This window comes from Lentzea kristufekii (assembly GCF_033949925.1).
Taxonomy (GTDB): domain Bacteria; phylum Actinomycetota; class Actinomycetes; order Mycobacteriales; family Pseudonocardiaceae; genus Lentzea; species Lentzea kristufekii.
On the sequence record NZ_JAXAVV010000018.1, the window covers coordinates 38,001 to 64,216 of the forward strand.

At 69.9% G+C, this 26,216-nt stretch carries 23 protein-coding genes; 7 read left to right on the plus strand and 16 right to left on the minus strand.

Annotation, left to right across the window (positions count from 1 at the left end; all coding sequences use genetic code 11):
* Window positions 1-72: 72 nt before the first annotated feature.
* From SK571_RS31310 to SK571_RS31335, 6 genes are all read right to left on the minus strand, one after another.
* Entirely contained in the window at window positions 73-1,002 is a 930-nt protein-coding gene (locus SK571_RS31310; protein ID WP_319987688.1) for a hypothetical protein, read from the minus strand.
* Window positions 999-2,999 carry a PQQ-dependent sugar dehydrogenase gene (locus SK571_RS31315; protein ID WP_319987689.1) on the minus strand — a complete coding sequence of 667 codons (2,001 nt, stop codon included), beginning with the start codon at window positions 2,997-2,999 and terminating at the stop codon, window positions 999-1,001. The genes SK571_RS31310 and SK571_RS31315 overlap by 4 nt, the downstream gene beginning before the upstream one ends.
* Before the next feature lie 151 nt (window positions 3,000-3,150).
* Window positions 3,151-6,051, minus strand: coding sequence for a PQQ-dependent sugar dehydrogenase (locus tag SK571_RS31320; protein ID WP_319987690.1), 2,901 nt, complete (start codon window positions 6,049-6,051; stop codon window positions 3,151-3,153).
* Between the two features lie 68 nt (window positions 6,052-6,119).
* A complete protein-coding gene (locus SK571_RS31325; protein ID WP_319987691.1) occupies window positions 6,120-6,911 on the minus strand; it encodes an ABC transporter ATP-binding protein in 792 nt (263 codons plus the stop codon).
* An 11-nt stretch (window positions 6,912-6,922) separates the two neighbouring features.
* Window positions 6,923-7,930 (minus strand): ABC transporter substrate-binding protein, encoded by a 1,008-nt coding sequence (locus tag SK571_RS31330; protein ID WP_319987692.1) that lies wholly within the window; start codon window positions 7,928-7,930, stop codon window positions 6,923-6,925.
* Window positions 7,927-8,748, minus strand: a complete 822-nt coding sequence (locus SK571_RS31335; RefSeq protein WP_319987693.1) for an ABC transporter permease — start codon at window positions 8,746-8,748, stop codon at window positions 7,927-7,929. The genes SK571_RS31330 and SK571_RS31335 overlap by 4 nt, the downstream gene beginning before the upstream one ends.
* A gap of 77 nt (window positions 8,749-8,825) precedes the next feature.
* Between SK571_RS31335 and SK571_RS31340 the strand changes: the two genes are divergently transcribed.
* Entirely contained in the window at window positions 8,826-9,959 is a 1,134-nt protein-coding gene (locus tag SK571_RS31340; protein WP_319987694.1) for a mandelate racemase/muconate lactonizing enzyme family protein, read from the plus strand.
* Here the strand turns inward: SK571_RS31340 and SK571_RS31345 are convergent.
* From SK571_RS31345 to SK571_RS31365, 5 genes are read right to left on the minus strand one after another with little or no spacing between them, the layout of a single operon-like run.
* Window positions 9,935-10,627: a phytanoyl-CoA dioxygenase family protein gene (locus SK571_RS31345; RefSeq protein WP_319987695.1), complete on the minus strand. Its 693-nt coding sequence runs from the start codon at window positions 10,625-10,627 to the stop codon at window positions 9,935-9,937. The two genes, SK571_RS31340 and SK571_RS31345, sit on opposite strands and share 25 nt — an antisense overlap.
* Before the next feature lie 2 nt (window positions 10,628-10,629).
* Window positions 10,630-11,613 (minus strand): ABC transporter ATP-binding protein, encoded by a 984-nt coding sequence (locus SK571_RS31350; protein WP_319987696.1) that lies wholly within the window; start codon window positions 11,611-11,613, stop codon window positions 10,630-10,632.
* On the minus strand, window positions 11,613-12,434 hold the full coding sequence (locus SK571_RS31355) for a carbohydrate ABC transporter permease (protein ID WP_319987697.1): 822 nt from the start codon (window positions 12,432-12,434) through the stop codon (window positions 11,613-11,615). Before SK571_RS31355 ends, SK571_RS31350 begins: the two co-directional genes overlap by 1 nt.
* Window positions 12,431-13,297 carry a carbohydrate ABC transporter permease gene (locus tag SK571_RS31360; RefSeq protein WP_319987698.1) on the minus strand — a complete coding sequence of 289 codons (867 nt, stop codon included), beginning with the start codon at window positions 13,295-13,297 and terminating at the stop codon, window positions 12,431-12,433. The genes SK571_RS31355 and SK571_RS31360 overlap by 4 nt, the downstream gene beginning before the upstream one ends.
* Window positions 13,290-14,669: an extracellular solute-binding protein gene (locus SK571_RS31365; protein ID WP_319987699.1), complete on the minus strand. Its 1,380-nt coding sequence runs from the start codon at window positions 14,667-14,669 to the stop codon at window positions 13,290-13,292. The genes SK571_RS31360 and SK571_RS31365 overlap by 8 nt, the downstream gene beginning before the upstream one ends.
* Window positions 14,670-14,765: 96 nt before the next feature.
* Here SK571_RS31365 and SK571_RS31370 point away from each other — a divergent pair, with 96 nt between their 5' ends.
* From SK571_RS31370 to SK571_RS31380, 3 genes are read left to right on the plus strand one after another with little or no spacing between them, the layout of a single operon-like run.
* Window positions 14,766-15,884, plus strand: a complete 1,119-nt coding sequence (locus SK571_RS31370; RefSeq protein ID WP_319987700.1) for an alpha/beta hydrolase family protein — start codon at window positions 14,766-14,768, stop codon at window positions 15,882-15,884.
* A gap of 21 nt (window positions 15,885-15,905) precedes the next feature.
* Complete coding sequence (locus tag SK571_RS31375; RefSeq protein WP_319987701.1) at window positions 15,906-19,418, plus strand: BTAD domain-containing putative transcriptional regulator; 3,513 nt, start codon at window positions 15,906-15,908, stop codon at window positions 19,416-19,418.
* Window positions 19,419-19,428: 10 nt separating this feature from the next.
* Window positions 19,429-20,100: a GntR family transcriptional regulator gene (locus SK571_RS31380; protein WP_319987702.1), complete on the plus strand. Its 672-nt coding sequence runs from the start codon at window positions 19,429-19,431 to the stop codon at window positions 20,098-20,100.
* Here SK571_RS31380 and pdxY read toward each other — a convergent pair.
* Complete coding sequence (pdxY, locus tag SK571_RS31385; RefSeq protein ID WP_319987703.1) at window positions 20,078-20,929, minus strand: pyridoxal kinase PdxY; 852 nt, start codon at window positions 20,927-20,929, stop codon at window positions 20,078-20,080. The two genes, SK571_RS31380 and pdxY, sit on opposite strands and share 23 nt — an antisense overlap.
* A gap of 59 nt (window positions 20,930-20,988) precedes the next feature.
* Here pdxY and bla point away from each other — a divergent pair, with 59 nt between their 5' ends.
* Complete coding sequence (bla, locus tag SK571_RS31390) at window positions 20,989-21,897, plus strand: class A beta-lactamase (protein WP_406602064.1); 909 nt, start codon at window positions 20,989-20,991, stop codon at window positions 21,895-21,897.
* On the opposite strand, the gene SK571_RS31395 is transcribed toward bla, so the two are convergent.
* Window positions 21,890-22,297, minus strand: coding sequence for an ATP-binding protein (locus tag SK571_RS31395; RefSeq protein WP_406602065.1), 408 nt, complete (start codon window positions 22,295-22,297; stop codon window positions 21,890-21,892). The two genes, bla and SK571_RS31395, sit on opposite strands and share 8 nt — an antisense overlap.
* A 76-nt stretch (window positions 22,298-22,373) precedes the next feature.
* The gene (locus tag SK571_RS31400; RefSeq protein ID WP_319987706.1) at window positions 22,374-22,769 is read right to left on the minus strand and encodes an ATP-binding protein; all 396 of its coding nucleotides are present in this window, start codon (window positions 22,767-22,769) and stop codon (window positions 22,374-22,376) included.
* Window positions 22,770-22,890: 121 nt separating this feature from the next.
* On the opposite strand from SK571_RS31400, the gene SK571_RS31405 reads away from it, so the two are divergent.
* Window positions 22,891-24,063 (plus strand): MFS transporter, encoded by a 1,173-nt coding sequence (locus tag SK571_RS31405; RefSeq protein ID WP_319987707.1) that lies wholly within the window; start codon window positions 22,891-22,893, stop codon window positions 24,061-24,063.
* Between the two features lie 58 nt (window positions 24,064-24,121).
* Window positions 24,122-24,679 carry a copper resistance CopC family protein gene (locus SK571_RS31410; protein WP_319987708.1) on the plus strand — a complete coding sequence of 186 codons (558 nt, stop codon included), beginning with the start codon at window positions 24,122-24,124 and terminating at the stop codon, window positions 24,677-24,679.
* On the opposite strand, the gene SK571_RS31415 is transcribed toward SK571_RS31410, so the two are convergent.
* Together SK571_RS31415 and SK571_RS31420 are read right to left on the minus strand one after the other, a co-directional pair.
* Entirely contained in the window at window positions 24,620-25,816 is a 1,197-nt protein-coding gene (locus tag SK571_RS31415) for an RNA polymerase sigma factor (protein ID WP_319987709.1), read from the minus strand. The two genes, SK571_RS31410 and SK571_RS31415, sit on opposite strands and share 60 nt — an antisense overlap.
* Window positions 25,816-26,163, minus strand: a complete 348-nt coding sequence (locus tag SK571_RS31420) for a YciI family protein (RefSeq protein ID WP_319987710.1) — start codon at window positions 26,161-26,163, stop codon at window positions 25,816-25,818. The genes SK571_RS31415 and SK571_RS31420 overlap by 1 nt, the downstream gene beginning before the upstream one ends.
* Window positions 26,164-26,216: the final 53 nt, after the last annotated feature.

The window sequence follows — 26,216 nt, forward strand, 5'->3', positions numbered from 1 at the left end:
GTGGGCCATCCGGCCGTGCCACCAGGGGCCGCCTCGGGCCCGGCTATCGCGGATCAGACTTCGATACAGGCCCTAACCCGTCATCCAGCGGTACTGCAGGTGCACCTCCCACGGGCGGACGGCCCGGTCGAGGAACATGAGGCTGTCCATCCGGCAGTTGCAGGCGTTGCCCTCGCGGGTGTTCTGCGGGTAGCTCCCGCCGATCTTGTACCCGCGCGGGTCGGTCGCCGAGGCGAGGTCGGGTTCCGGTTCACCTTCGAGCTTCCACGGGTCACCGGCCACGACGTAGTTGCCCGCGAGTGACTTTCCGTTGCGGTACAGGGCCATCGAGCCGGTGTCGAAGTCGAACGTGGCCGCGAGGAACACCCATTCGTTCTGCGGCAACAGCTGCTGCCACGGCTCGGCGGCCGCGAACGTCTGGGACTCGCCGCCGTCGAGCCTGCGGGCCAGCGCGACCAGTTTCAGTTCACCGCCGACCTGGATCAGCTCCAGCAGCGCGCGCACCACGTGGCCGTTGGAGTCGCCGGTCAGGACGCCCGCCAGGCCGATGGCGCCGTAGAGGTCGTCCGGGTTGGCCGAGTTCGAGTTCGGGGCCGGGTTCTGGCCCGTCATCTTCACCCAGCCCATGATCGACGCCTGGCGCGTGCCGTTGAACGCCTTCAGCGTGGGCACACCGGTTTCGCCGTACAGGCCCGCCTTCCAGTCGTCGTTGCCGGCGAGAGCCGGGTTGATCTGCTTGAGCTGCAGGGAGTTGCGGCTGTGCCGGAACGCTCCGTCGCGCACGCGCATGTCGGCGCCGCCGTTGATCAGCCGCAACGACGTGCCTGAACGGCCTCTGTCCCGTTCCAGGGACTTGTCTCCGCGCACCGGGTGTTCGAAGTCGTAGTACGACACCAGGTTGCGGGACAACGTGGGCAGCACCGTGCCGAACGCGGCCTGCGCCGGTGCGGCCAGGCCGACGCTGAACACCGTGACCAGCCCGAGCGCGAGAAGCCGCCTCATCGAACCCCCTTGCCTTGCACTCGCAGGTCGCGGACTCTGCCGATGTTGTCGAACGAGCCGAAACCGACGCGGCCCGAGGAGAACGTCTTGTCCACGGCGGTCATCAGCGGGTACGGCGAACCGTCCACGTACACGGCGATCTCGCCCGAGTCGGTGCAGTGCTTCACCCGCACGCGATGCCAGGCCGTGTCGCTGACGGCCGGAGGCGCGCCGACGGAACGCACGCCGTCCCATTGGTGGTCGAGGCGCAGGCGGTCGGCGTTGTTCACGACGAAGATCCCGTTGTGCGGGTAGATCTTGTTGTCCGACGAGAGATGCGCGTAGTAGAACTCGGTGTCGGAGCGGTGGCCGAACACGATGATCACGTCCCGGTTGGACTCGGCGACCGGGGTGTCCAGCCGCACCGAGGCGTCGACCTGCACCGAACCGAACGCCGGTCCCTTCTGCAGCACGGCGTACTCGAACGGGCGGCGCGGGCCTGGGCGGGCGACGCCGGGCTGGGCCAGCACGACCTCACGGCCGGGGAACTGCCAGAGCGACGGGGTCACCGGCTGCCACGACCGCGCGGAGCCGGTCCCGGCGACGAAGTCGTGGCCGGAGCGGCAGGCGGCGAAGGTGCGGGCACCCGTCACCTTCCAGATCTTGCCGTTCGCCTTGGCCAGCACGTAGAGCTCGCCGGCCGCGTCCTGGCCGAAGCGCAGGTCGACCCGGTTCGGGTCGTTCACCAGAGCCTTCATCGTGGTCAGCTGTCCGTTGACGTAGACCATGAGTTCGCGCGACACGGCCATCGGCCTGCCCGCCCGCATTTCGCGTTCGTCGGCGTAGTGGAGCAGGCCCTTCACGCCCTCGCCGTAGATGTACTTGCCGCGCAACGAAGGGATCTTCGAACCGCGGTAGACGAAGCCGCCCATCAACGCGTTGCCGCTGTCGGCACACGGCCGCTGGGACGAGAGGCGGTTGTGGTCGAACGCGGTGACCGGGTAGGTGTAGCCGTACTTCGCGTCGTCGGCGGGCAGCGGGAACACACCGCACGACGGGTCGCCGCGCCGGTACTCCCAGATGCCCTCGCGTTCGCTCCAGCCCAGGTTGGCGCCCTTGCGGACCTCGTAGACCGCGTCGACCGCCTTCTCGCCGATGTGGCCCATGTACATCCGGCGGGTGACGCGGTCCCAGCTGAAGCGGTACGGGTCGCGCATGCCGTACGCGTAGATCTCACCCAGCGCGCCTGCCTTGTGCACGAACGGGTTCGCGCGCGGGATGCCGTACTGCCCGTTCACGCCGTCGCGACCGGCGGGATCGATGCGCAGGATCTTGCCCTGCGGCAGCGCCAGGTCCTGCGGCACGGTGGTCGAGACGCCGATGCCGCCGTCGCCGGACGCGATGTAGAGCAGGTCGTGGTCCTCGTCCCACCAGCGCGCCGTCGGGTTGAAGCCGATCTCCTGGAAGCCGTGGATGTAGGACGCGAAGCCGACCCGCAGCAGTTCGCGGTGCGTGCCGGAGAAGACGTCCGCGCGCGGGTCCGAGGCGGTCCACTCGGTGACCACGCCGTGCACCTGTGAGTTCGCGGGTGAGGGCAGGTCGGGCTTCTTGGTGGTCAGCGCGGAACCGGTTTCGGTGTGCACGGTGTAGAACTTGCCGTTGCGCCTGAAGTCCGGGTGGAAAGCGGCGAACCCGAAGCCGCTGCCCAGGCCGCGGTGGGTGTGGAAGTCGGGGCCGATGGCCGCGCCCAGGTCCAGGAACGCGTGCTGGACGCCCTCGTCGAGCAGGTAGAGCTTGCCGTTCATGTCGGGCACGAACATCCGGCCGGAGCCGTCGGGCACCTCGCCGAGGTAGTTGATCCTGTTGTAGCGCACCAGTCTGGTGTCGGTCGGCGGTGGCACGGGCTGCGACTTCGGCAGCTGCGCGACCTCGGTCAGTTCCAGGCCGATACCGGACGCACCCGGCGTCGGCAGCGGGTCGGCGATCGGCGCGTCGGACTGCGCCGACGCGATGGGCACGAACAAAGCCGAGAGCACGAATGTTGTGACTGCCAAACGAGATAAGCGTCTGTACATCCCCACCACCCTGTGGGCCAGGCCGTGGCAGCACGGCAGCGGAAAGCGCTTTCCAATGCGGCGACCCCCGGAATCTACCCAGCTAACAGGGCGGTTACAACCCCAGTACCCAGTCGTACTGGCCTCGCACCTCGTCGGCGCTCACGGCGCGATCGAGGAGCATGAGTCCGTCGAGGCGGCAGTTGCAGGCATTGGCCTCGCGGTCGTTGCGCGGGTGACTGCCCCCGATCTTGATCCCGCGCGGGGCGGCGGCCGACGTGAGGTCCGGTTCCGGCGCGCCGGCGATCTTCCACGGATCACCCTTGACCGCATAGGTGCCCTCCACGGCCTTGCCGTCGACGTACAGGCCGATCGAGCCGTTGTCGAAGTCGAAGGTCCCCGCGAGGAACACCCACTTGTTCATGGGCAGCAGCGTCTTCCAGTCGGCGTTCGCCACGAAGAACTGCTTGTCACCGCCGTCGGCGCGGCGGCCGAGCGCTATCAGCCGCATCGCGCCGTCGTGGTTCTCCGTCTCCAGCAACGCTCTCGCGGCGTGGCCGTCGGAGTCGCCCGAGAGGATGCCGGCGATGCCTGTCGCGCCGTAGAAGTCCGACGTGCCGGACGAGTTGGAGTTCCGCGCGGGTGCCTCACCGGTGATCTTCACCCAGGTCATGATCGACATGCCGCGCGCCCTGCTGAACGCCTTCATCGACGTGACGCCGGACGAGTCGTGGACGCCCGCTTTCCAGTCGTCGTTGCTCCTGGTACCCGGTCGCACCTGTTTGAGCTGCAGCGAGGTCCTGGAGGCCGGGAAGGCGCCGTCCGGCACCCGCATGGCCGCGCCGCCGTTGACCAGCGAGATCAGCGTGCGGGAGCCGGCCCGCCCGATGTCGTCCTCCTTCCGCGGGTCGGCGGCCGGGTGCTCGAAGTCGTAGTGGTGCACCACGGCGGACGCGATGCCCGGCGACACCTCGGGAGAGGCCCCGGCCTGCACGGACGCGGCCTTCCCGCTGATCCGGAGGTCGGCGACGCGACCGACGTTGTCGAACGAGCCGAAGCCGACGCGCCCGGACTTGAGCACCGGGTTCGTCGCGGTCATCAAAGGCTGCGACGAGCCGTCCACGTACACGGCGATCGCCCCGGTGTCGGCGCAGTGCGTGATGCGGACGTGGTGCCACTTCATGTCGGTGACAGCGGGGGGAGCGCCGACCGAGCCGTTCCACTGGTCGTCGATCCGCACGCGGTCGGCGTTGTCCACCAGGAAGATGCCGTTGTGCGGGTAGATCCTGTTGTCCGACGACAGGTGCGCGTAGTAGAAGCGGGTGTCGGACTGGTACCCGAACACGATGACGACGTCGCGGTCCTTCTGCGAGACCGGCGTGTCCAGCCGCACCTGGGCGTCCACGACCACGTTGCCGAACGCGGGCCCCTTGGTGACGACCGCGTACTCGTTCGGACGGCGCGGACCGGGCCTGACCGCACCGGCCCTGGAGAGCACCACCTCGTTGCCGGGGAACCGCCAGCGCGACGGCGTGACGGGCTTCCAGTCGCCCGCACCGGTGACTCCGCTGACGACGTCACCGCCCGTGTCGCAGGCCTGCTGGGTGCGCACGGTGCCGGTGACCTTCCAGACCTTCCCGTTCGCCTTGGCCAGCACGTAGAGCTCACCGGCCGCGTCCGTGCCGAACCGCAGGTCGACGCGGCTCTTGCCGGCCAGTGCCCGCATCGTCGTCCGGTTGCCCGACGCGTCGTACACGGCGAGCTCGAACGTCCTCGCGATGGGCGCGCCGGCCCGCATGTCCTTCTCCTCGGCGTAGTACAGCAGGCCCTTCACGCCCTCGCCGTAGACGTACTTGCCCTGCAGGGAAGGGATCGCCGTGCCGCGGTAGACGAACCCGCCGATCAGCGCGTTGCCGCTGTCACCGCAACCACCGCCCGGCCGGTTGTGGTCGAAGCCCGCGACCGGATAGGTGTAGCCGAACTTCGCGTCGTCGGCGGGCAGGGGGTAGAGCTGGCACCGGGGATCGTCTCGACGGTAGCTCAGATGGCCTTCCCGCTGACCCCAGCCGAGGTTGGCTCCTGGCTTGACCTCGTAGACCGACTCGACGACCTTCTCCCCGATGTGGCCCAGGAACATCTTGCGCGTGCCACCGGAGTCCCAGCTGAACCGGTACGGGTCGCGCATGCCGATCGCGTACAGCTCGGCCAGCGCGCCAGGCCTGCCCAGGAACGGGTTCGAGGGCGGGATGCCGTACTTCCCGTTGCCGCTGCCGGTTCCCGCCGGATCGATGCGCAGGATCTTGCCCTGCGGTACCGAGACGTCCTGCGGCACGTCCGACCGGTAACCGATGCCGCCGTCGCCGACGGCCAGGTACAGCAGCCCGTCCGGCCCGAAGCCGATCTCCTGGAAACCGTGCAGGTACATGGCGAACCCGACGCGCAACAGCTCCCGCCGCGTGCCCGCGAACGTCGCCGCCTTCGGGTTCGACGCCGTCCACTCGGTGATCACGCCGTGTACCACGGAGTTCGGCGAGGGAAGGTCGGGCGTGCGGTTCTTCAGCGCGTCCTTGGCCTCGGTGTGCGCGGTGTAGAACTTGCCGTTGCTCGCGAACCGCGGGTGGAACGCGACGAACCCGAACCCGCTGCCGAGCCCCTGGTGGTTGTGGAAGTTCGCGCCGACCGCCGAGCGGACGTCGAGGTACGTCCGCCGCCCGCCACCGTCCCGGCTCAGCGTGTACATCCTGCCGTTCATGTCCGGCACGAAGAACCTGCCGGAGCCGTCCGGAATTTCGCCGATGTAGTTGATCCGGTTGTACTGCTTGAGCCTGCTGTCCCCCGCCTCCGGAGTGGTGGAGGACTGCGGCAGCCGTGCGATCTCCTGCAGCCGCACGCCGGCACCGGACGGCGAGGGCGTCAGGAGCGGGTCCGCCACCGGACCGGGTTGGGCGGCCGCCTGTGGCACCAGGGTGGCCGCCACCAACGCCAGCACGGCAATGACGGACAGCGATCTGTTCATCGCACACCACCTCGTGGGTCGGCTTGGGAAAGCGCTTACCACGCGGCGGCTGACCAGACTCTACGCCCTCAGTCGTGCCCTGTCACGGCTCCCAGCAGGTCGCGGATGTGCGCGGTCGCCGACGCGAACTCCGGACGGGCCATCGTCGTGGAGTAGTCCCGCTCGGCGGGCAGGTCGACCTCGATGACCTCCTGCACCACCGCCGGACGCCGCGTCAGCACGATCACCCGGTTCGCGAGGTACACCGACTCCGCGATCGAGTGCGTCACGAGCAACACCGTCGTCCCGGTCTCCCGCCACACCCGGTGCAGCTCGACGTTCATCTGCTCGCGCGTCAACGCGTCCAGCGCGCCGAAAGGTTCGTCCATCAGCAGCACGCGCGGCTGGTGCAGCAACGCACGGCACAACGCCACGCGCTGCTGCATACCACCGGACAGCTCGTGCGGCAGGGCGTTCTCGAACCCGGACAGCCCCGTCATCTCGATGAGCTCGTCAGCCCGCCTGCCCGCCTCGGCCGAGTTCATCCCGCGCATCTCGGCCTGCAGCAGGATGTTCCTGCGCGCCGACCGCCACTCCAGCAGGGCGGCGCGCTGGAAGACGAACCCGATGTCGTGGCGCGGACCGCGGACCTGCTCGCCGAGCAGCGTCACCGAGCCCGACGACGGCTTCAGCAGCCCGGACACCAGCTTGAGCAACGTCGACTTGCCGCAGCCGGACGGCCCGACGATGGACACGAACTCGCCCGGCGCGACGTCGAGCGACACCTGCTGGATCGCCGTCACCTCCGTGCGCTTCGACTGGAAGCGCACGGAGACGTCATCGATGGCGACAGCGGAAGTGGTTCCCAGAGTTGTGCTCATCCCTGCGGTGCTCATCCCTTCGGGGCAACACTTTCTTCCCAGTAGGCCGACGGGTCGGAAGCCTCCTTGATGATGCCGGTCTTCTGGAAGGTGTCGATGGTCTTCTTCCAGTCCTCCGCGGTGTTGACGCCCGGCGCCTTGTCCTTCGTGGCCTCGGTGTGCAGCAACGTCAGCGTCGTCCTGAACTGCTCCAGCACGACGGTCGGCGACGGCAGCTGCTCCGCGGCGCCCTTCATCGACTCGGCCGCCGCCTCCGGTGCCTTCTCAGCCGCCGCCCAAGCCTCCTGAGTGGCCGTGACCATCTTCTTCACCAGCTCGGGGTCCTTCTGCAGCATCGACTTCGACGTCAGCAGCCCGTTGCTGAAGTAGTTCAGCCCGAACTCGGAGAACCGCAGGTAGCTCACGTCCTTGCCGGACTTCTCCTTGATCGTCGGCCCCTGGTCGGACGCGAACCCGAGCAGCACGTCCGTGCGGTTCGAGATGACCGCGGCCATCTTGCCCGCGGGGTCGATGTTCTGGATGGAGACGTCGGACTCCTGCATGCCGTTCTGCTTCAGGAAGGCCGGGAACGTCTTCGTCAGCGCGTCGCCCGCCGTCGTGGCGACGGACTTGCCCTTCAGGTCCTCCGGCTTCTTGATGTTCTTGTCGGTGAAGAACTGCACGGACGCCGGAGTCGTCTGCAGGAACACGCCGATGCTCTTGGCCGGCACGCCCTGCTCGACCGCGGTGGCCAGCGCGGACGTGTCGGCCCAGCCGAAGTCGGTCTGGCCGGCGCCGGTGGCCGTGACGGTCTTGCCGGAGCCCTGGCCCGCCTGGATCTTCAGCTTGATGCCGTGCTTTTCGTAGATGCCCTGCTTGACGCCGTAGTAGAACGGCGCGTGCTCGCCGTACGGGTACCAGTTGAGGGTGAGCGTGACCTCCTTGGTCTCACCGCCGGTCCCTGAGGTCGTGCCGCCGCCTCCACCGCAGGCGGCGACCAGCAGCATTGCGGGAAGTAAGCCTGCGAGCAGTTTCTTCATGATCCGCCCTTCGCTAGGAGAGTGGTGACGGCGGCGCCGCGCCGGCTGGCGTGCCACGGCAGCATCAGCTTCTCGGCGAGGTCGAGCAGGAGGAAGAGCAGGACGCCCACCAGCGAGATGACGATCAGGCCGGCGAACAGCATCGGGGTGTCCATGTTGCCGTTGGCCTGCAGGATCACGTAGCCGAGGCCCTCGTTGGAGCCGACGAACTCGCCGACCACGGCACCGGTCACGGCGAGCGTGACGGCGACCTTCAGGCCCGCGAAGAGGTGCGGGAGGGCCGCCGGGAAGCGGATCTTCACGAACGTCTTGACCGGACCGCCGCCCATCGTCGCGGCGAGTTCGAGCATCTCGGTGTCGACCGACTTGAGGCCGGTGACCGTGGAGATGACCACGGGGAAGAACGCCATCAGCACGGCCACGATCACCTTGGGCTCGAAGCCGAAGCCGAGCCACACCACGAACAGCGGCGCGATCGCGATCTTCGGGATGACCTGGGCGAACAGCAGGATCGGGTACGCGGTGCTCTCGATCGTCCTGGAGTAGACCATCGCGACGGCGACCAGGACGCCGAGGACGCCCGCGATGACGAAGCCGAGGACGGTCTCGTAGGTGGTCACCCAGGTGTGGCCCGACAGGTACGACCACTTGTCGGCCAGCAGGCCGAAGGTCTTGGCCGGTGACGGCACGAGGTAGGCCTCGACCAGGCCGGTGACGGTGATGAGGTGCCAGATGGCGAGGCAGGCGGCGAGCAGCGCGGCCGGACGCCACGCCCGCTCCACGACGCCGCGCCAGCGGTCCGCCCGAACCGTGTCCACGAAGCTCCCTGAGGTCTCGGAAAGCGCTTTCCAGGTACGCTATGTCCGGTCCACTGCACGGTCAAGACGGAGGATCGATGAAGCTGGACCTGACGATCGACCGCGTGGACGTCTACGCGGTCGCACTTCCCACCCTGCGCTCGTTCGGCGTGTCGGGCGGAAACGTCGCCGTCGCAGGGCTTCCGAGCATCCGCATCCTCACCAAGGTCAGCGCGGACGGGGTCTGCGGATGGGGTGAGGCCACCCCGATCCCCGCCTGGACGTACGAGACGACTGAATCGATCTCCTCCACTATTGGCAATTATCTGGCACCGGCGATACTCGGTCAGCCGGTGTGGCAGCTCGACGGGATCAGCCGGATTTTCGGCCGCACGATCAACCGCGGCTTCTCGATCGGCGCGCCGCTGGCCAAGTGCGCGGTGGACGTGGCGCTGCACGACCTGGTCGGCCGGGCGCTGAACGTGCCTCTCGGCGCGTTGTGGGGGCAGCGCCGGTGCGAGGAGGTCGAGCTGGCGTGGATCGTCTCCGGCCAGACGCCCGCCGAGGTCGCGGAGTGCGTGGCGGAGGGCGTCGAGAACGGCTACCGGTCGTTCAAGGTGAAGATCGGGTTGCACGACGAGCGCACCGACCTGAACGTCGTCAGGTCCGTCCGCGAGGCCGCGCCCGACGCACCGCTGTGGGTCGACGCGAACCAGGCCTACACCGTCGACGAGGCACTCAGGATCGCCACCAGGCTTCAGGAGTTCGACGTGTTCGCGTTCGAACAACCGTTGCCCGCCAACGACGTTGTCGGTCAGCGACGGCTTCGTGCGGCCTCTCCCCTGCCCGTGGCGCTGGACGAGAGCCTCAGGCACCCCAGCGACCTCGCCACGTTCGTCAAGCTGGACGCCGTCGACGTCGCGGTGGCGAAGGTGCAACGCTCCGGCGGCCTGACGCTCTCCCGGCGGCTGTGCCAGCTCGCGGAGGACTGCGGCGTGCGGCTGCTCGGCTCCGGCCTCACCGACTCCGACGTCGGGCTGGCGGCGTCGCTGCACCTGTTCGCCGCGCACGGGATCGCGGGTCCGGCCGACCTCAACGGACGCCAGTTCGTCTCCTCGCCCTACGCCTCCGGCATCACCGTGGAGAACGGCAGGGCGCAGGTGCCGGCGGGTCCGGGGCTCGGCGTGGAGGTGGACGAGGCGGCGGTTCAGGAGCTGTCGGTCGAGCTGTAGGTGTTGCCGGCGTGGTCGCGCCCGCGGGCGAGGTAGATCTTGTGGTCGCCGGGTTTCAGGAACCGGACCGTGGTCGGCATGTACCGCATGGTGTAACCGCAGCGGCGCGAGGTGCTGCGGTTCGGCGGGCTGCCGTGCACCAGCATTGCCGAGTGCACGCTGCACGCCCCGCGTTCCAGTTCCACGTCGACGGCGCGGGACTCGTCCACCGCCGTCTCCTGGTTGAAGAACGAGTCGGCGGTGCCGGTGTGCTCGACGGCGGCGAGGTGGCTGCCCGGGATCACCCGCAGGCAGCCGTTCTCGACGGTCGACGGGTCGATCGCGAGCCACACGGTGATCGCGTCACCCGCGGGCGAGATGCTGTCGCGCCAGAAGTGCGCGTCCTGGTGCCACGGCACGGGTTTGCCGTCGCCGGCCGGTTTGCAGATGAAGTGCGACGAGAACAGCGCGATGTCCGGGCCGATCAGCGACTCGACGAGGTCCAGCACGTCCGGGTCCAGCAGCCACTCGAACAGGGCGGGGTCGGTCAGGTGCGGCACGTCCATGTGCTCGGGTCGCTGTCCTTGCGGCAGGGCCGCCAGCTTGGCCTCGAAGTGCGCGGCCAGCGCCTCGAACTTCGCCGGCGCGAGCACGCCGGAGTGCGTCTCGTAGCCATCGGTCTGGAACATGGTCACCTCACGAGTAGGCCGGTCTCCTTGTCGTAACGCAGAACGCGCGCGGGCGGCGCGTCCACGGTCACCGTCGTGCCGATCTCGGGCTCGTCGTCCTCGGGCACGACGTAGCCGATCTGGTCCTCCCCGCAGTCCAGCGTCACCAGCGACGTCACGCCCAGGTTCTCCACAATGGACACCTCGCCGGTGAACAGGCCGTCGGCCGCGGGTGACAGGTACTCGGGCCGCACGCCGATGATCTCCGAGCCGCGTGGCACGAGGTTCATGGGCGTGGAGCCGATGAAGTTGGCGACGAACGTGTCCGCGGGGCGCTGGAACACCTCGCGCGGCGTGCCGAGCTGGCGGATCCGGCCGGCGTCCATCACCGCGATCCGGTCGGCCAGCGCCAGTGCCTCGGCCTGGTCGTGCGTCACGAACACCGTCGTCAGCGCCAGCTCTCGCTGCAGCTTCTTGAGGAACGTCCGCGCCTCCAGCCGCAGCCGGGCGTCCAGGTTGGACAGCGGCTCGTCCAGCAGCAGCACCTCGGCCGACGCCGCGACCGCGCGGGCGAGCGCCGCCCGTTGCTGCTGGCCGCCCGAGAGCTGGCCGGGCCGCCGGTCCAGCAGGGCGCCCAGGCTCAGGCCTTCGGCGGTGCGCACGGCCGTCTCCCGCTGCACGGACTTCGCGACGCCCCGCACCCGCAGCGGATAGGCGATGTTCTCCGACACCGTCATGTGCGGGAACAACGCGTAGTCCTGGAACACCATCGCCACCCGGCGCTCACCGGGCTGCAGCCGCGTGACGTCGCGGTCGCCGATCGCCACGGTTCCATCGGTGGCGCCTTCGAGGCCGGCGATCGTGCGCAGCAACGTGGTCTTGCCGCAGCCGGACGGGCCGAGCAGGGCGAACAGCTCGCCGTCGGCGATCTTCAGGTCCAGCGCGTCCACCGCCCGCACCCCGTTGGGGTACACGGTGGACAGACCCTCGACAGTGATGGCCGCCATCAGCTCTTGATGCCTCCGTGGAATCGGAACCCGTACCGCTTGCTCACGAACAGGTACAGCACGACCACCGGGATCGAGTACAGCAGCGAGAACACCGGGATCACCGTCAGGTTGGCGCTGCCGCCCTCGTCGTAGAGGGTGCGCAGCAGCACGGCCGCCGGTTGCCGGCCGACGTCGCGCAGCAGCAGGAACGGCAGCAGGAAGTTGCCCCAGGCGTTGACGAACGCCCACACGAAGATCGTCGCGACACCGGGCCGCGCGACCGGCAGCACGACGTGGGCGAGCACCTGCCGGGGCGAGGCGCCGAACACCCGCGCCGACTCCTCGTACGACCGGGGCACGGCGTCCACGAAGTCCTTGAGGATGAAGATGGCCGCGGGCAGCATGCCGCCCGCGATCACCAGCGCCGTGCCGAACTGCGAGTCGATCAGGCCGAGCTGCAGCATCATCACGAAGATCGGCACCATCGCGGCCGTGCCCGTGACGACGCTCGACAACAGCAGGAGCAGGTACAGCAGCAGGTCCCGGCCGGGAATCCGCACCCGTGACAACGCGTAGGCCGCCAGCGCCGCGAGCACCGTCGTCACCACGGTCGCGATCACGCACAGCACCAGCGAGTTCACCAGCGACGTCAGCGCGTACGGGTGGTCGAAGGTCGCCACGACGTTGCGCACCGTCCAGTCCGGCCAGCGCAGCCCCAGTCCGGGCTTCGAGTCGAACGGCGCCGAGGCCAGCCACAGCATCGGCACCGCGAAGAACGCCAGCACCACCGCGATCAGCACGTAGAAGCCGATCCGCCGGACGATCCACAGAGGACTCATGCCCGCCTCCGCAGCAACCGCAGGTACACCAGGGCGATCGCCAGGTTGCCCACCAGCAGCAGCATCGACATCGCGGACGCGTACCCGAGCTGTCCTCCTTCCAGGGCCTGCCGGTAGATCAGCACCGGCAGCACCTCGGACTGGTGGTTCGGGCCGCCGGACGTCAGCAGGAACGGCGTGAAGTCGTTGGCCGTCCACAGGCTGATCAGCAGCGTGTTCGTCAGCACGTGCCCGCGGATGTGCGGGAACACCACGTCCCGCACGGTCTGCCGGCCCGACGCGCCTGCGAGCCGCGCGGTCTCCAGCTGCGAGGGCGGCACCGCGGCCAGCGCCGAGGTGTAGAGCAGCATCGAGAACGCCGTGCCGCGCCAGATGTTGAAGATGATCAGGCTGGTCATCGGGTACTGCACCAGCCACGACGTCTCCGGCTGCCCGAGCAGCAGCCCCAGGGTGCCCGTGTCGCGGCTCAGCACCGCGAACCACAGGAACGCCACGACCGTGCTCGGCAGGATCCACGAGAGCAGCACCAGGCCCTCGGTGGTGCGCCGCAGCCACGGGCTGACCGACCGCAGCAGCCACGCCAGCAGGAAGCCGAGCACGTTCTGCCCGATGACGGCCGAGAACAGCACGAACAACGCCGTCAGCCACACCGAGTTGGTGAACAGCGGGTCGCGGACGGCCTCGACCAGGTTGTCCAGCCCGACCACCTGGGGGTTCGCCGCCGCGGGCCCGGTGAGCTGGTAGTTCGTGATGCCGATGTAGAGCGTCCACAGCGCCGGGAAGACCAGGAAGATCCCGATCAGCACCAGCGCCGGCGCGACGAACCCGACCGCGCGCCGGACGCCCAGGCCGGAGCTATCCAACGTTCTGCTCGCCGACCGCCTTCACCAACGTCTCTCTGTAGGCCCGCGCGACGTCGTCGGGACTCTTGCCGGACACCACGTCGGCGGTCGCCTGTTGCAGCGCGGCCGACACCTTGGGGTAGTCGGCGAGGCCCGGCCGGTACCGGGTGACCGGCAGGACCTTCTCCGCGATGAACGACAGCATCGGGTCGCCACCGAGCACCTGGTCGTTCACGTCCTGGCGCTGCGTGAGCTGCGCGGTGCCCGCGAGCGACTCCTTCACGGCCTCGGCGGAGTTGAGGAACTGCATGAACTCCCAGGCCTGCCTGGGGTACCGGGTGTTCGGGTTGATCACCCGCACGCCTCCGCCGGACATGCTCACGAAGTCCTGCCCTCCGACACCCGCCTTGGGGTCCTTGGCCGGGACCAGCGCCCAGCCGACGGCGGTGTCGCGGTCCGCCATCGCGGCCACACCGTTCTTCGGCTCCACGACGGACCGCCAGAAGTAGTCGCTCTCCAGCAGGATGCCGATCTTGTTCTCGCTGAACAGCGTGAACGAGCGCTGGCGGCCGTTGGCCTCCTGCTGCAGCACGGGATCGCCGAGCCCGCCGCCGTAGATCTTCTGGTAGAGCGCGAGCACGTCCTTGAGCTGCGCCGAATCCCCCTGCCACTTCCCGTTCTCGTAGATCGGCTTGCCGGTGCCCACGAGCGCGGGCAGCACACCCTGCATCGTCGTGGCCTCGCCCATCGCGCTGCCGGCGTTGAGCTGGATCGGCGTCACGCCCTGAAGGCCCTTGAGCTTCGCCCCCGCGTCGAGCACGTCCTGCCACGACTTCGGTTGCCAGTCCGCGGGCAGCCCGGCCTGGGCGAACAGCTTCCTGTTGAAGAACAGCACGCGCCCGTCCGTGCCCATCGGCACGCCGTACCGCTTGCCGTCGAACTCGCCGAGCCCCTGCACGGCCTCGGGAATCTGGTTCCAGCCGTCCCAGCCGGTGTCGCCGACGACCTCGTCGAGCGGTTTGATCTGCCCGGCCTGCGCGAACTCGCCGAGCCAGATGCCGTCGATCTCGATGACGTCGCCGCCGCCACCGGTCTTCAGGTCGAGCGCGACCTTGGTCTTGTAGTCCTCGTCGCCGGTGCCGTTCTGCTCGAACTTGATCGTCGCCGTGACGCCCTTGGCCTTCTGCATCTCGGTGAACCTGGGGATCACCCAGTTCTGGATCCAGTTCGCCCCGCGCGCGTTCTTCCCGCCCACCGCCGCGTTGGCGACGATCGTCAGGGTGATCTCCTTGGCGTCGGCGTTGCGCGCCTGATCACCGCTCCGCGTCTGCCCCAGACATCCCGCCAGCAGCCCGCACACCACCAGCAGCCCGAACACCTTTGTCCGCCCCATCGGTCCAACATGGCACCGGATCGCGGTGGCCACAAGCTCTCAGCACCCTCTCAGCGCGCGGCTGCGAGGCTGGCGCGCGAAGGGGGTAGATCAACGATGCAGCTTCTGATGGCGGCCGTCCTGGCCGCGTCCACACTGACGACACCGCAGCTCACCGGCCCGTTCGCGGTCGGCACGTTCGACGTCCGCCTGACCGACTCGACGCGCGCGGACCCGTGGCAGCCGGGGAAGAACCGGGAGCTGATGGTGAGCGTCAGCTACCCGGCGAGGCGGACCGGGCAGCAGGCGCCGTGGCTCGGCGCGTCCCTCGCTACGGCACTGGACCCGGTCATCTCCAGCCCGGCCTACCTCGGCATCCCCGCCGGGACCGTCGACTGGTCCGGCACGAGGAGACAGGCGCGCGTGAACGCCCCGGCCACGCCGGGCAGGTGGCCGGTCGTGCTGTTCTCGCCGGGCCTTCAGACACCGCGCGAGTTCTACGCCGCGGCCGCGGACGACCTGGCCGGCCGCGGCTACGTCGTGGTCACGGTGTCGCACACGCACGAGACGGTGGCCGTGGAGTTCCCCGGCGACCGCATCGAGTGGGGCCTGATGCAGGACGCGAGCCAGGCCACGATGAAGAAGGCCATCGACGCGCGGGTCGCCGACATGCGGTTCGTGCTCGACCAGCTGCCGAGCCTGCACAAGGGCGCGGACACCACCCGCGTCGGCATCGCCGGGCATTCGTACGGCGGCTACACGGCGGCCGAGACGATGGCGGACGACCGCCGGTTCGACGCGGGCATCAACATCGACGGCGCCATGGAGCACACGGGTGACGACGGCCCCTACGCGCCGGGCAAGGCCGTCACCGGAGGCCTCGACCGGCCGTTCCTGCTGTTCGGCGGTGATCTCGGCGAACGCGAGCTGAGCCACGTCGACACGAGCCTGACCAGGACGTGGGCGGACTTCTGGCCGAACCAGCACGGGTGGAGGCGGGACGTGCACCTCGACGACGGCGCGCACCTCGGCTTCAGCGACCTGCAGTGGTCCGTGCCGCAGATCGCGGCCATACCGGCGGAACGCCGCGAGAGTCTCATCGGGACGATCGACTCCGGGGATTCGCTCAGGGCCCAGCACGACTACGTGGCGGCGTTCTTCGACCTCCACCTGAAGCACCGGGGCACCCGGCTGTTCGAGCGGCCGCGGCACGAAGGCATCCGTCTGGTGCGGTGATCGGCGGTATGGTCCAGACCGATGTCTGTCGAGTTCGCGGTACTCGGTCCCCTGCAGGTCCGCGTGAACGGCAGGGAGCTCCGGGTCGGCGGGTTCACCCGCCGGGCGACGCTGGGTCTCCTGCTGCTCAACGCGGGCCGCGTGGTGTCGATCAGCGAGCTCACGGCGGCGTTGTGGCCTGACGGGCATCCGCCCACGGCACGCGGGATCCTGCTCAACGTCGTGTCGGCGTTGCGCAAGGCCGGGCTCGACATCGTCACCCGCAAGCCCGGCTACCTGCTGCGTGCGGAACCGGATCGCGTCGACCTGCACCGGTTCCGCGCCGCCCTGCACCGCGCTTCGGCCGCGCCGGGGCCGGAGCAGACCGCCGCGATCCTGCGGGACGCGCTGGCGTTGTGGCGCGGGCCCGTGCTCGCGGACCTGGTGGCGGACGGCGTCACGTGGCCGGAGCTGGTGGAGATCACGCACCTGCGCGACGGGGCGGTGGAGGACAGGTTCGACGCCGAACTGGCGTGCGGGCACCACCGCGAGGTGATCGCGGAGCTCGAGACGCTGGTGAGCGATCACCCGTTGCGCGAACGCCTGCGGGGTCAGCTGATGCTCGCCCTCTACCGGTCCGGCAGGCAGGCCGACGCGCTCGCGGTCTTCCGTGCCGCGCGCGAACGCTTCGCCGCCGAGCTCGGCATCGATCCGGGGCCCGAACTGGCCCGGCTGGAACGGGCGATCCTCACCCAGGACCCGGCGCTCGCGGCCACCCCCTCGTCCACGACGACCGTGCTGGAACGCAAGAAGGTCAGCGTCCTCGTCGTCCGGCTGGAACTGCCGGGAGCGGACGAGGCCGCCGACGAACGGCTGGACACCGCGGTCGCACAAGTGCTCAGGCACGTCGAAGACCTCGGCGGCACCACCGTCACGACGCTCGGTTCGACGGTCTGCGCGGCGTTCGGGGCGCCGGTCAACCGCGAGGACGACGCCGCCCGGGCCGTGCGTGCCGCGTTCGAGATCACCGGCGAGCATCCGGCGGCGGCCGCGGTGTCCACCGGGCCCGCGCTCGTCACGTCCGGCGATCGCGTCGAGGTCGGCGGCACGGTGCTCGACGCCGGTCTGCGGTTGCTCGCCCGGACCGCGAAGGGCGAGGTCGGCACGTGCCCGGTGACCGACCGCGCGCTCACGCCGACCGGGGACGACGCGCCGTTCGTGGGCCGATCACGCGAGATGGACCTGCTCGTCGAGGCGTACGAGCAGGTCAGGGCGACGGGCCGACCGAGGACGATCACGCTGGCCGGCGAGCCGGGCGTGGGCAAGAGCAGACTCGTCCGGGAGTTCGCCACGGGTCGCCGGACGCTCACCGGCCGCACGCCCCCGTTCGCGCGCGACGACGTGTTCGCCCCGCTGGCGGAGATCGTGCGGAGCCACGCGCAGATCTTCGACACCGACGACGCCGCCGCGGTCACCGCCAAGATCCAGGCGATCAGCGACGACCCGTGGCTCGTCACCCAGCTGTGCGCGCTCGCCGGAGCCGGCCCGCAGGGCAGCGACGCGCTGATGGCGTGGCGCAGGCTGGTCGAGCACCTCGCGGAGGAACCGCTGGTGGTGATCGTCGAGGACGTGCACTGGGCCGACGAGCTGCTGCTCGGCTTCCTGCACGGACTGGCCGACGCCGCGGACGACGTGCCGTTGCTGGTGCTGCTCACCGCACGCCCGGGGCCGCCGGTCCGAGGTGAGTCGATCACGCTGGACGCACTGTCCGAAGAGGACACAGCGCAGCTGCTCGAAACGCTGATGGCCCGCCACGACGTCGTGGCCGACGTGCGAACGTTGTTGCGACGGGCGGCGGGCAACCCGCTCTTCGCCGCCGAGTACGTCCGCATGCTCCGCGACGGCGCCCCGGACGCCCTCCCGGAGACGGTGCAGACCGTCATCGGCGCGAGGCTCGACTCGTTGCCCCAGCTGGAGAGGTCCGTGCTGCAGGACGCCGCGGTCATCGGTCCGGCGGTCTGGCCGGGCGCGGTCGCGGTCGTCGCGGAACGGGACGCCGCCGAGGTCACGCGCTGCCTGGAGGTGCTGGCACAGCGGGACTTCCTGAAGCGCAGGCCCAGCAAGGTCTTCGGCGAGGCCGAGTACGCCTTCAGCCACGTGCTGGTGCGCGACGTCGCCTACGACCGGGTTCCGCGTGGCACCAAGGCGATGAAGCACTACCACGCGGCCGAGTGGGTGCAGGCGCTGCCGTTGGAGCACGTTCCCCTGCTGGCGCACCACTTCCAGGAGGCGGTGTGGATCGCCGAGGCCTCCGGGAAGCCGTGCGACATCATGGGCCGCAAGGCGCGGACGGCCCTCACCGACGCGGGCCGCAGGGCCACCGCCCTGGCCGCCGGGGAGACCGCGATCCGGTGCTACCGCGCCGCGCTGGCGGTCTGCCCTCCCGGCCACCCCGACAAGGCGGGCCTGCTCACGTTGCTGGGATCGAGCCTGGCGTCGAGCGGTGGAGGACTCGGGGAACTGGCCGAAGCCGTCGAACTCCATCTCGGCGCCCAGAACTTCGCGGGGGCGGCGGAGGCCTCCCGGGCGGCCTGGCGCGCCACCTGGCACCGGGGCGACCACGCGGCGGCCGAACGGCACCTCGACCGCACGATCGAGTTCCTCGCGCTGGCCGGGCCGGACGAGCGGGTGTTCGGCGTGCAGGCGTACCTCGCGCACTCCCTGACGCTCGTGGACAGGCTGGACGACGCGATCAGCGCCGCGCGGGAGGCGTTGCGCGGTGCCACCGGCGTCGACCGAGCCGTCGCGCTGGAAGCCCTGGGCCTCGCCAGGGTCAAGCAGGGGGACCCGGAAGGCGTCGGCGACCTGCGCCAGGCCGTGGAAGAACGCAGGGCGGCCGGCGTCTCGCCCAGCCTGTGCCTGTTCAACACGGGCACCGCCTACGCCGTGCTCGGCGACGCCGAGGCACGGCTCGCGGTGAGGGCCGAAGCACGGGTGGCCGCTCAACGGCACGGCGACGACGACACGATCACCTGGCTCGACTCGTCCCGGTACCTGGACCTGTTGTGGGACGGCCGGTACGCGGAGGCCCTCCAGCACCTGGACGAGTCCATCGCCCGCTCCCCCGGCCAGTCCCACCTGCACGCCGCCCGCGGCCGCGTCCGGCTGCTGACCGGCGATCTCACCGGTGCCACCGGCGACGCGGACCGGGCGCTGGACCTCGCGAGGAGCAAAGGCCACCCCGGCGAGTTGCAGCACCCGCTGACGCTGAAGGCCCGCATCGCGCTCCGGCACGGCGACCCGGCAGAGGTGGGCGAGCTGCTCACCCTGCTGCGCGGCCGCCCGATCACCGGCCCGATCGGCGTCGACCTGCCGATCGTCCTCGCCGCCGCGGGCCACGGCCCGGACTGCCTCGCCGAGGTGTCCTGGTCACGCTGGAAGGAGGCCGCGGTCGCCTACCTCGGCGGTGATCGGCACGAGGCCCTCCGGATCTACCGGGAGATCGGCTCCGAGCCCGACGCGGGCGATGAGTCGCTGGTTATCGGCCGGAAATAGCGTCCGGGGTGTGCCCGCGATCCCGCGCTACTACCAGGCCAAGACCAGGTTGCTCGACCTGGTGAACGAACTGCCCGACAACACCCCGTTCCCACCGGAACGCGAGCTCTCGGACGTGTTCGGCATGTCCCGCACCACCATCCGCAAGGCACTGGACGAGCTCGTGCTGGAGGGCAGGCTCATCCGCGGGGCCGGCCGGCAGGGCACGGCCGTCGCACCCCGCAAGCAGGTCCACCGCATCGGCCTCGACGCGCTGGTGCAGGACCTCGCCGCACGCGAACAGGTCGTGGTCAGGACCAGCGGTGCGCAGGACGTGATCAACGTCGAGTCGGTCCTCGTGCGCAGGGACGAACCGGTCGGCGTGCGGTCGACCTGCCTGCGCGCCTCCCGGTTCCCCGGCTTCGCCGAGCGCTACGACGGCACGACCCCGCTGCGGCAGTTCCTCTCGGACGCCTACGAGATCCGGTTCGGCGACGTCCACCCGTGGTGCACGACGGCTCTCGCCACCCCTCGCGTCGCCCGGCTGCTCGACGTTCGTCCCGCCACACCTCTGCTGTCGGTCGCGTGGCTCGGCCACGACCTCCGCGGTGCGCCGGTCGAACGGTCGTGGGTCGTCCTGCGCGGCGACCGCGCACACCTCACGATGCAGGGTCTCCGGCTCAGCGCACCTGCTCGGCCTTGAACTGCATCCGCGGCGCCGCGTAGAACTCCTGGGCCTGCACCAGCCGCAGCTCGCGCTCACCGGAGCGGTAGGTCAGGTCGATCAGGTCGAAGACGCTGGACGCGGTGCGCTCCAGCGCCACCGCCGCGTCCTTCGTCTGCACGTAGTGGGCGGTGAACAGCGCGGCCGTGACGTCGCCGGACCCGTTCGCCTTGAACGGCAGGTGCGGGGTGGTCACCAGCCACGCCCCGGCGCCGTCCACGACGAGCATCTCGATGGTGCCCTCCTCCCGGTCCTGCCGCTCGACGCTCGTGACCAGGACGGTCGACGGGCCCATCGCGCGGGCGAGGTCGGCGGAGGCGAGCGTCGAGTCGATGCTCACCGGCTCGGTGCCGGTCAGGAACCCCAGCTCGAACTGGTTCGGGGTGATGATGTCGGCCACCGGCACGACCCGGTCGCGCAGCAGCTCGGGGATCTCGGGCGCCACGAAGCACCCGGACTTGGCGTTGCCCATGACCGGGTCGCACGCGTAGACCGCCGCCGGGTTCGCCGCCTTCACCCTGCGCACCGCGTCGACGATCACGTCGGCGATGCCCGCCCCGCCCTGGTAGCCGGACAGCACGGCGTCGACCTGGGGGAAGATCCCGCGCTCCTCCACCCCGAGCAGGATCTCGGCCACGTCCGGCGGCGGGATGAGCGGCCCCCGCCAGGCACCGTAACCGGTGTGGTTGGAGAAGTTCACCGTGGGAATCGGGACGACCTCGACCCCGATGCGCTGCAGCGGGAACACGGCCGCGGAATTCCCGACGTGGCCGTGAGCGACCACGGACTGGATGGACAGAACCTTCATTCTCCCACCCTAGAACGCCGCTCCCGTGGCGCCTCATCGAGACCGAATAGTGTGAACGGGTGGCCGCCCGACGCACAGTCCTGAAAACTTTCGCCCTGCTCCCGCTCGCCGGGTGCGCGACTCCACGAACGACAGACCCGATCAGCGTGGCACCACCGGCCACGACGACCACGACGACGAATGCGGCGCCCGTGCGGCACGACGCGTTGTTCGAACTGGAGAAGAAGTTCGACGCACGGCTGGGCGTCTACGCGATGAGCGACAACGGCAGCACGATCGAGCACCGGGCGGACGAACGGTTCGCGTTCTGCTCGACGTTCAAGGGCCTTGCCGCGGCGGCCGTTCTGCACCGCAACCCGATGTCGCATCTGGACACCGTGGTCACCTACACCGAGGCCGATCTGATGAGGAGCTCGTTCATCACCAAGCAGAACGTCCGGACCGGCATGAACCTGCGCGACCTGTGCGACGCCGCGGTCCGCCACAGCGACGGCACGGCGGGCAACCTGCTGCTGCGCGATCTCGGCGGCCCGGCGGAACTCACGAGGTACCTGCGCGAGCTCGGCGACTCCGAGACCCGCATGGATCGCATCGAACCCGACATCACCTCGGCCACGCCCGGCGACCCGCGCGACACCGCCACCCCGCGCTCGCTCGGCACGGACTACCAGCGGATCGTGCTCGGCGACGCCCTCGAACCGGTGAAGCGCGACTTCCTGACCGGCCTGCTGGAACGGTCGGTCACCGGGGCGAAGCGCATCCGGGCCGGAGTACCGGCGGGCAGCAGGGTCGCCGGCAAGACCGGTACCGGCGCGCACGGCACGGTCAACGACATCGCGGTCGTGTGGCCACCCGGCCGGGAGCCGGTCCTGATCGCGATCATGTCCAGCAAGTCCACGGCGGACGTTCAACACGACGAGGCTCTCGTCGCCGAAGCCGCCGCCTACGTCGTCAGGACCCTCACCTGACGGACGACACGTCCGCCCACACGGTCTTGGAGTCCGGGAACCGGTTGTGCCCCCACACCTGAGCCAGGCCGTTGACCAGCAACAAACCCCGCTGTCTGCGTCCGAGGAAGCCCATCCGCCCGAGCTGCGGGAAACGGCCGGGCGTCCCGTCGTCGACCTCGACCCTCACCACCTCGCGCTCCGGCAGGCACAGAATGCGCGCGCGTCGCTGCGGGGCGGCGTGGTGGTAGGCGTTGCTCACGAGTTCCGTGGCCACCACCATCACGTCGACCACGACGTTCTCGTGCATTCCTCTCAGGAGACGACGAACTTCCGCGCGCACGTTCGCGAGCGGTAGAACACCCTCCGGTAGGACGAGGTCCAGTCGTTCGGTGGACCGTCCTGCAATACCCATCAGCATCTCCCCGCGCCCTGTTGGTTCAAGGCACGTGCCTCCGTACCCCAGAGCGCACACATCGAAACCTGCCGGCCTTCCATCACGCTTCCCTCGGAAGAACGGCCCAGACCACAGTGCCGCCGTGAGCCCTGTCCACACCCCAGCGGTCGGACAGCCGGGCCACCAGGACCAGGCCGTACCCGCGCTGCGGACGGGACACCTTGCGCAACGGCGGATGGGCACGGGCGTCGTGGGCGATCTCGATGCGGATTTTGTGTTGTTCGACGACGACGCGCAAGAACGACGGTTCCGACGTGTACCGGTAGGCGTTGCTGACCAGCTCGTTCACCACCAGCAACACGTCGGCCACGGCGTCGGTGTCCTCGCCCGTCAACTCCAGCCGTACCCAGCGGCGGACGGCCGCGAGTGACGGTCGTTGCCTGCCCAGGGGCAGATCCGCCGCATCGCCCGTCGTGGCTGCCTGGTCGCGAGCCAAACCGCTCCTCGGTCAGATGATCAGTTAGGGAGCCGGTTACCCGAGTACATCCGCCGCCAAACCAATCGTTCATCAACTTGAACTACCCTCACTGCTCCGCCGCGACTCCAGGGGGAAGAGCATGCCGAGATCCTTGACGCCGTTATTGGCCGCGTTGCTGGTCATGTACTCGGTGCACCAGATGCTCACCGCCGTCATCGCCCCGCTCGTCCGCGAACTCGCGCTCACCGCGTTCCAGCTGAGCCTGGTGTTCACGGTCACCTCCGTGACGATCACCGTGGCGAGCGTGCTCTGGGGACTGCTGTTCGACGCCGTGGGACCGCGTCCCGTGCTGTTCGCCGGGCTCGTGCTGTGCGTGGCCGGGCCCGCCGGTTTCGCGGCGGCGGTCGCGTTCGGCCTCGACGAGACGCTGACCCCGGACCTGGCGTTCGCGTTCGTGCTGGTGTTCCGCTCCGTGCTGTTCGGCGCGGGCCTCGCCGCGGTGCTCGTCACCGCGCTCGCCGTCGCCGGTCTCTCCACCCACGGCGAGACGGCGCGCACCCGAGCCATGGGCTTCGTCGGTGCCGCTCAGAGCCTCGGCACCGTGATCGGCCCGGTCGTCGGCGGCGCGCTCGCGGTGGCGTCCCTGTGGCTGCCGCTGTACGTCGCACCCGTCGTCGCGCTGGCGCTCTCGCTCATGGTCCTCGTCACCATGAAGCCTCTCGCTCCGCAGGCGGGGGAACCGGTGCAGGTCCAGCCGCTGCTGCTGGTACCCGCCTTCGGCACCGGCTTCTTCCTGCACCTGTCACTGGGGATGGCGCAGATCTTCGTCGTGTACCTCTCCACGGAGAGACTGCGAGAGACCACGGGCAGCGCCGAGGGCGTGCTGTTCGCCTCCGTCATCGGCCTCGTGCTGTCGCAGGGACTGCTCGTGCCGTTGCTGAAGTGGTCCCCGGCCCGGCTGATGCGGATCGGTTCTCCCGTGTCGGTGGCCGGGTACGTGCTGCTCGCGGTGGCGCCGTCCTCCGCGTTGATGACACTGGCGATCCTGGTGGTGGCGGTCGGTGTGGGTCTCGCGCTCACCGGGTTCGCCGCGGCGGTCTCGCTCGGCGTCGGGCCCCGGCACCAGGGCCTGATCGCCGGGCTGGTCACCACCACGAGCGGGCTGACGTTCGTCGTCGCGCCGACGCTGGGCGCGCTGCTGTACGAGGTGGAGCCCATCGTGCCCGTGCTCGCCGCCGCGGTGGCCGCAGTGGTCGCGACCGGCTTGTCGTTCGTCCCGGTGACGCCGCGGGTCCCACGGCCGGTGGGGTGAGGCCGGTTCGCGGTTCGGAGGCTGCCGGACTGATCGACAAAGCCACTACGCTGCGCACGTGACGCGTTACCTAAGCGTGCTCGTACTGGCACTGCTCGCCGCGACGACCGTGGTCGTCCCCGCGCAGGCCCACGCCGAGCTCAAGAGCAGCAATCCGGCGTCCGGCGCGGCCCTGGCGGCTCCGCCCGAGCAGGTCGAGCTGGTGTTCAGCGCGCCCGTCCAGCTGCCGGACGGGGACGCGGTCACCGTCACGGCGGCCGACGGCACCAAGCTGCCGGTCACCCAGGTGCAGGCCGTCGACAGGACGATCACGGCGAAGATCGACACCGCGGCGGCCAGGTCCGGCGCGCACACGGTCGCCTGGTCGGCCAAGTCCGACGACGGCGACACCGTCAACGGCACGTTCAGCTTCACGATGACCGTCGTGGCGCAGTCCACGTCGGCCAGTGCCCCGCCGTCGTCGGTGACGCCGAGCGCGCCGGTGTCGAACGCTCCCCCGTCGAGCACGTCGTCGGAGTCCGGTGGCGTGCCGGTCTGGGTGTGGATCCTGATCGGGCTAGCGGTCGTCGTCGGCGCGATCCTCCTGGTCCGCCGCCGCAAGCCGGAGAACCCGTAGCCGTTCGCCCAGGAGCTCGCGTTCGGCCGGGTGTTCAGCCCGGTCGAGCGCGGCCTCCAGTGCCGCCGCCGGATCTTTCCCGAGCCGTTGCAGCAGGTCCGCGCGCACGGCGTGGAACAGGTGGTAGCGGTCGAGATCGAGCGCGTCGACCTCCGGCAACGCCCGCTCCGGGCCTTCCGTCTCGGCCAGGGCGACGGCGCGGTGCAGGGCCACGACCGGGCTCGGTGTGAACGACATCAGCTGGTCGTAGAGGGCGACGACCTGGTGCCAGTCGGTCGGCGGGTCGCTGTGCACGGCGTTGATCGCGGCCTGGAGCTGGTACGGGCCGGGCCGGTTCCAGCGCAGGCAGCGGCGCACGAGGTCCTGGCCCTCCCGCACCAGTTCCGCGTTCCAGAGCGCCCTGTCCTGGTCCTGGAGCAGGACGATCCGGCCGTCGCGCAGCCGTGCCTCCCGCCGGGACTCGACGAGCAGCATCAGCGCGAGCAGCCCCCACACCTCGGGCTCGTCCGGCATGAGCGCCGCGAGCACCCGGCCGAGCCGGATCGCCTCCTCCGCGAGCGCCGCCCGGTCGAGGTAGCCCTCGTTGAAGACGAGGTAGACGACGGCGAGCACGGCCTTCAGGCGGTCGGGCAGGTCGGCGTCGCGCGGCACCCGGTACGGGATGCGGGCCGCGCGGATCTTGCCCTTCGCGCGCACGATCCGTTGCGCCATCGTGGGTTCCGGTACCAGGAAGGCCTTGGCGATCTCCGCCGTCGTCAGACCGCCGAGCAGTTTCAACGTCAGCGCGACCTGGGCGGGCAGCGCCAGCGACGGGTGGCAGCAGGTGAAGATCAGCCGCAGGCGGTCGTCGGGCACGTCCCCCACCTCCTGCTCTTCCGGTTCGCGGGTCAGCAGTGCCGCCTGCGCGTGCTTCTCCCGGCCCTTGGCCTCCCGGCGCAACCGGTCGATCGCGCGGTTGCGGGCGGTCGTGATGATCCACCCGGCCGGAGCCGGTGGGACGCCGTCGACCGGCCACCGCAGCACGGCCGTGGCGAAGGCGTCCTGCACCGCCTCCTCGGCGAGGTCGATGTCGCCGAGGAGACGGGTCAGGACGGACACCGCACGGCCGTACTCGGCCCGGAAGACCTCTTCGATCATCAGGACGCGACGGGCCTGACCTCGATCGACAACGGGCTGAGCACGCCCGCGAGGCGGCGGCCCCACTCGAGCGCCTCGTCGAGGTCGGCGGCCTGGATGACCGTGAAGCCGCCGACGTGCTCCTTGCCCTCGGCGAACGGCCCGTCCGTCATCAGCACGTCGTCGTCCTTCTCCCTGAGCACGGTCGCGGTCGACGGGGGGTGCAGGCCGGCGGCGAACACCCAGGCGCCCTTCGCCTGCATCTCCTCGTTCAGCGCGCCGAGCTTCGCCATGATGGGGCCGAGCACCTCGGGCGGCGGGATCTCACCGTCGGGCTGGTAGATGCTGAGCAGGTACTTCTGCGTCATGGTGGTCTCCTTTCACCCTTTGTACGAACAGGGCAGGCCTGTTTCGACGACCA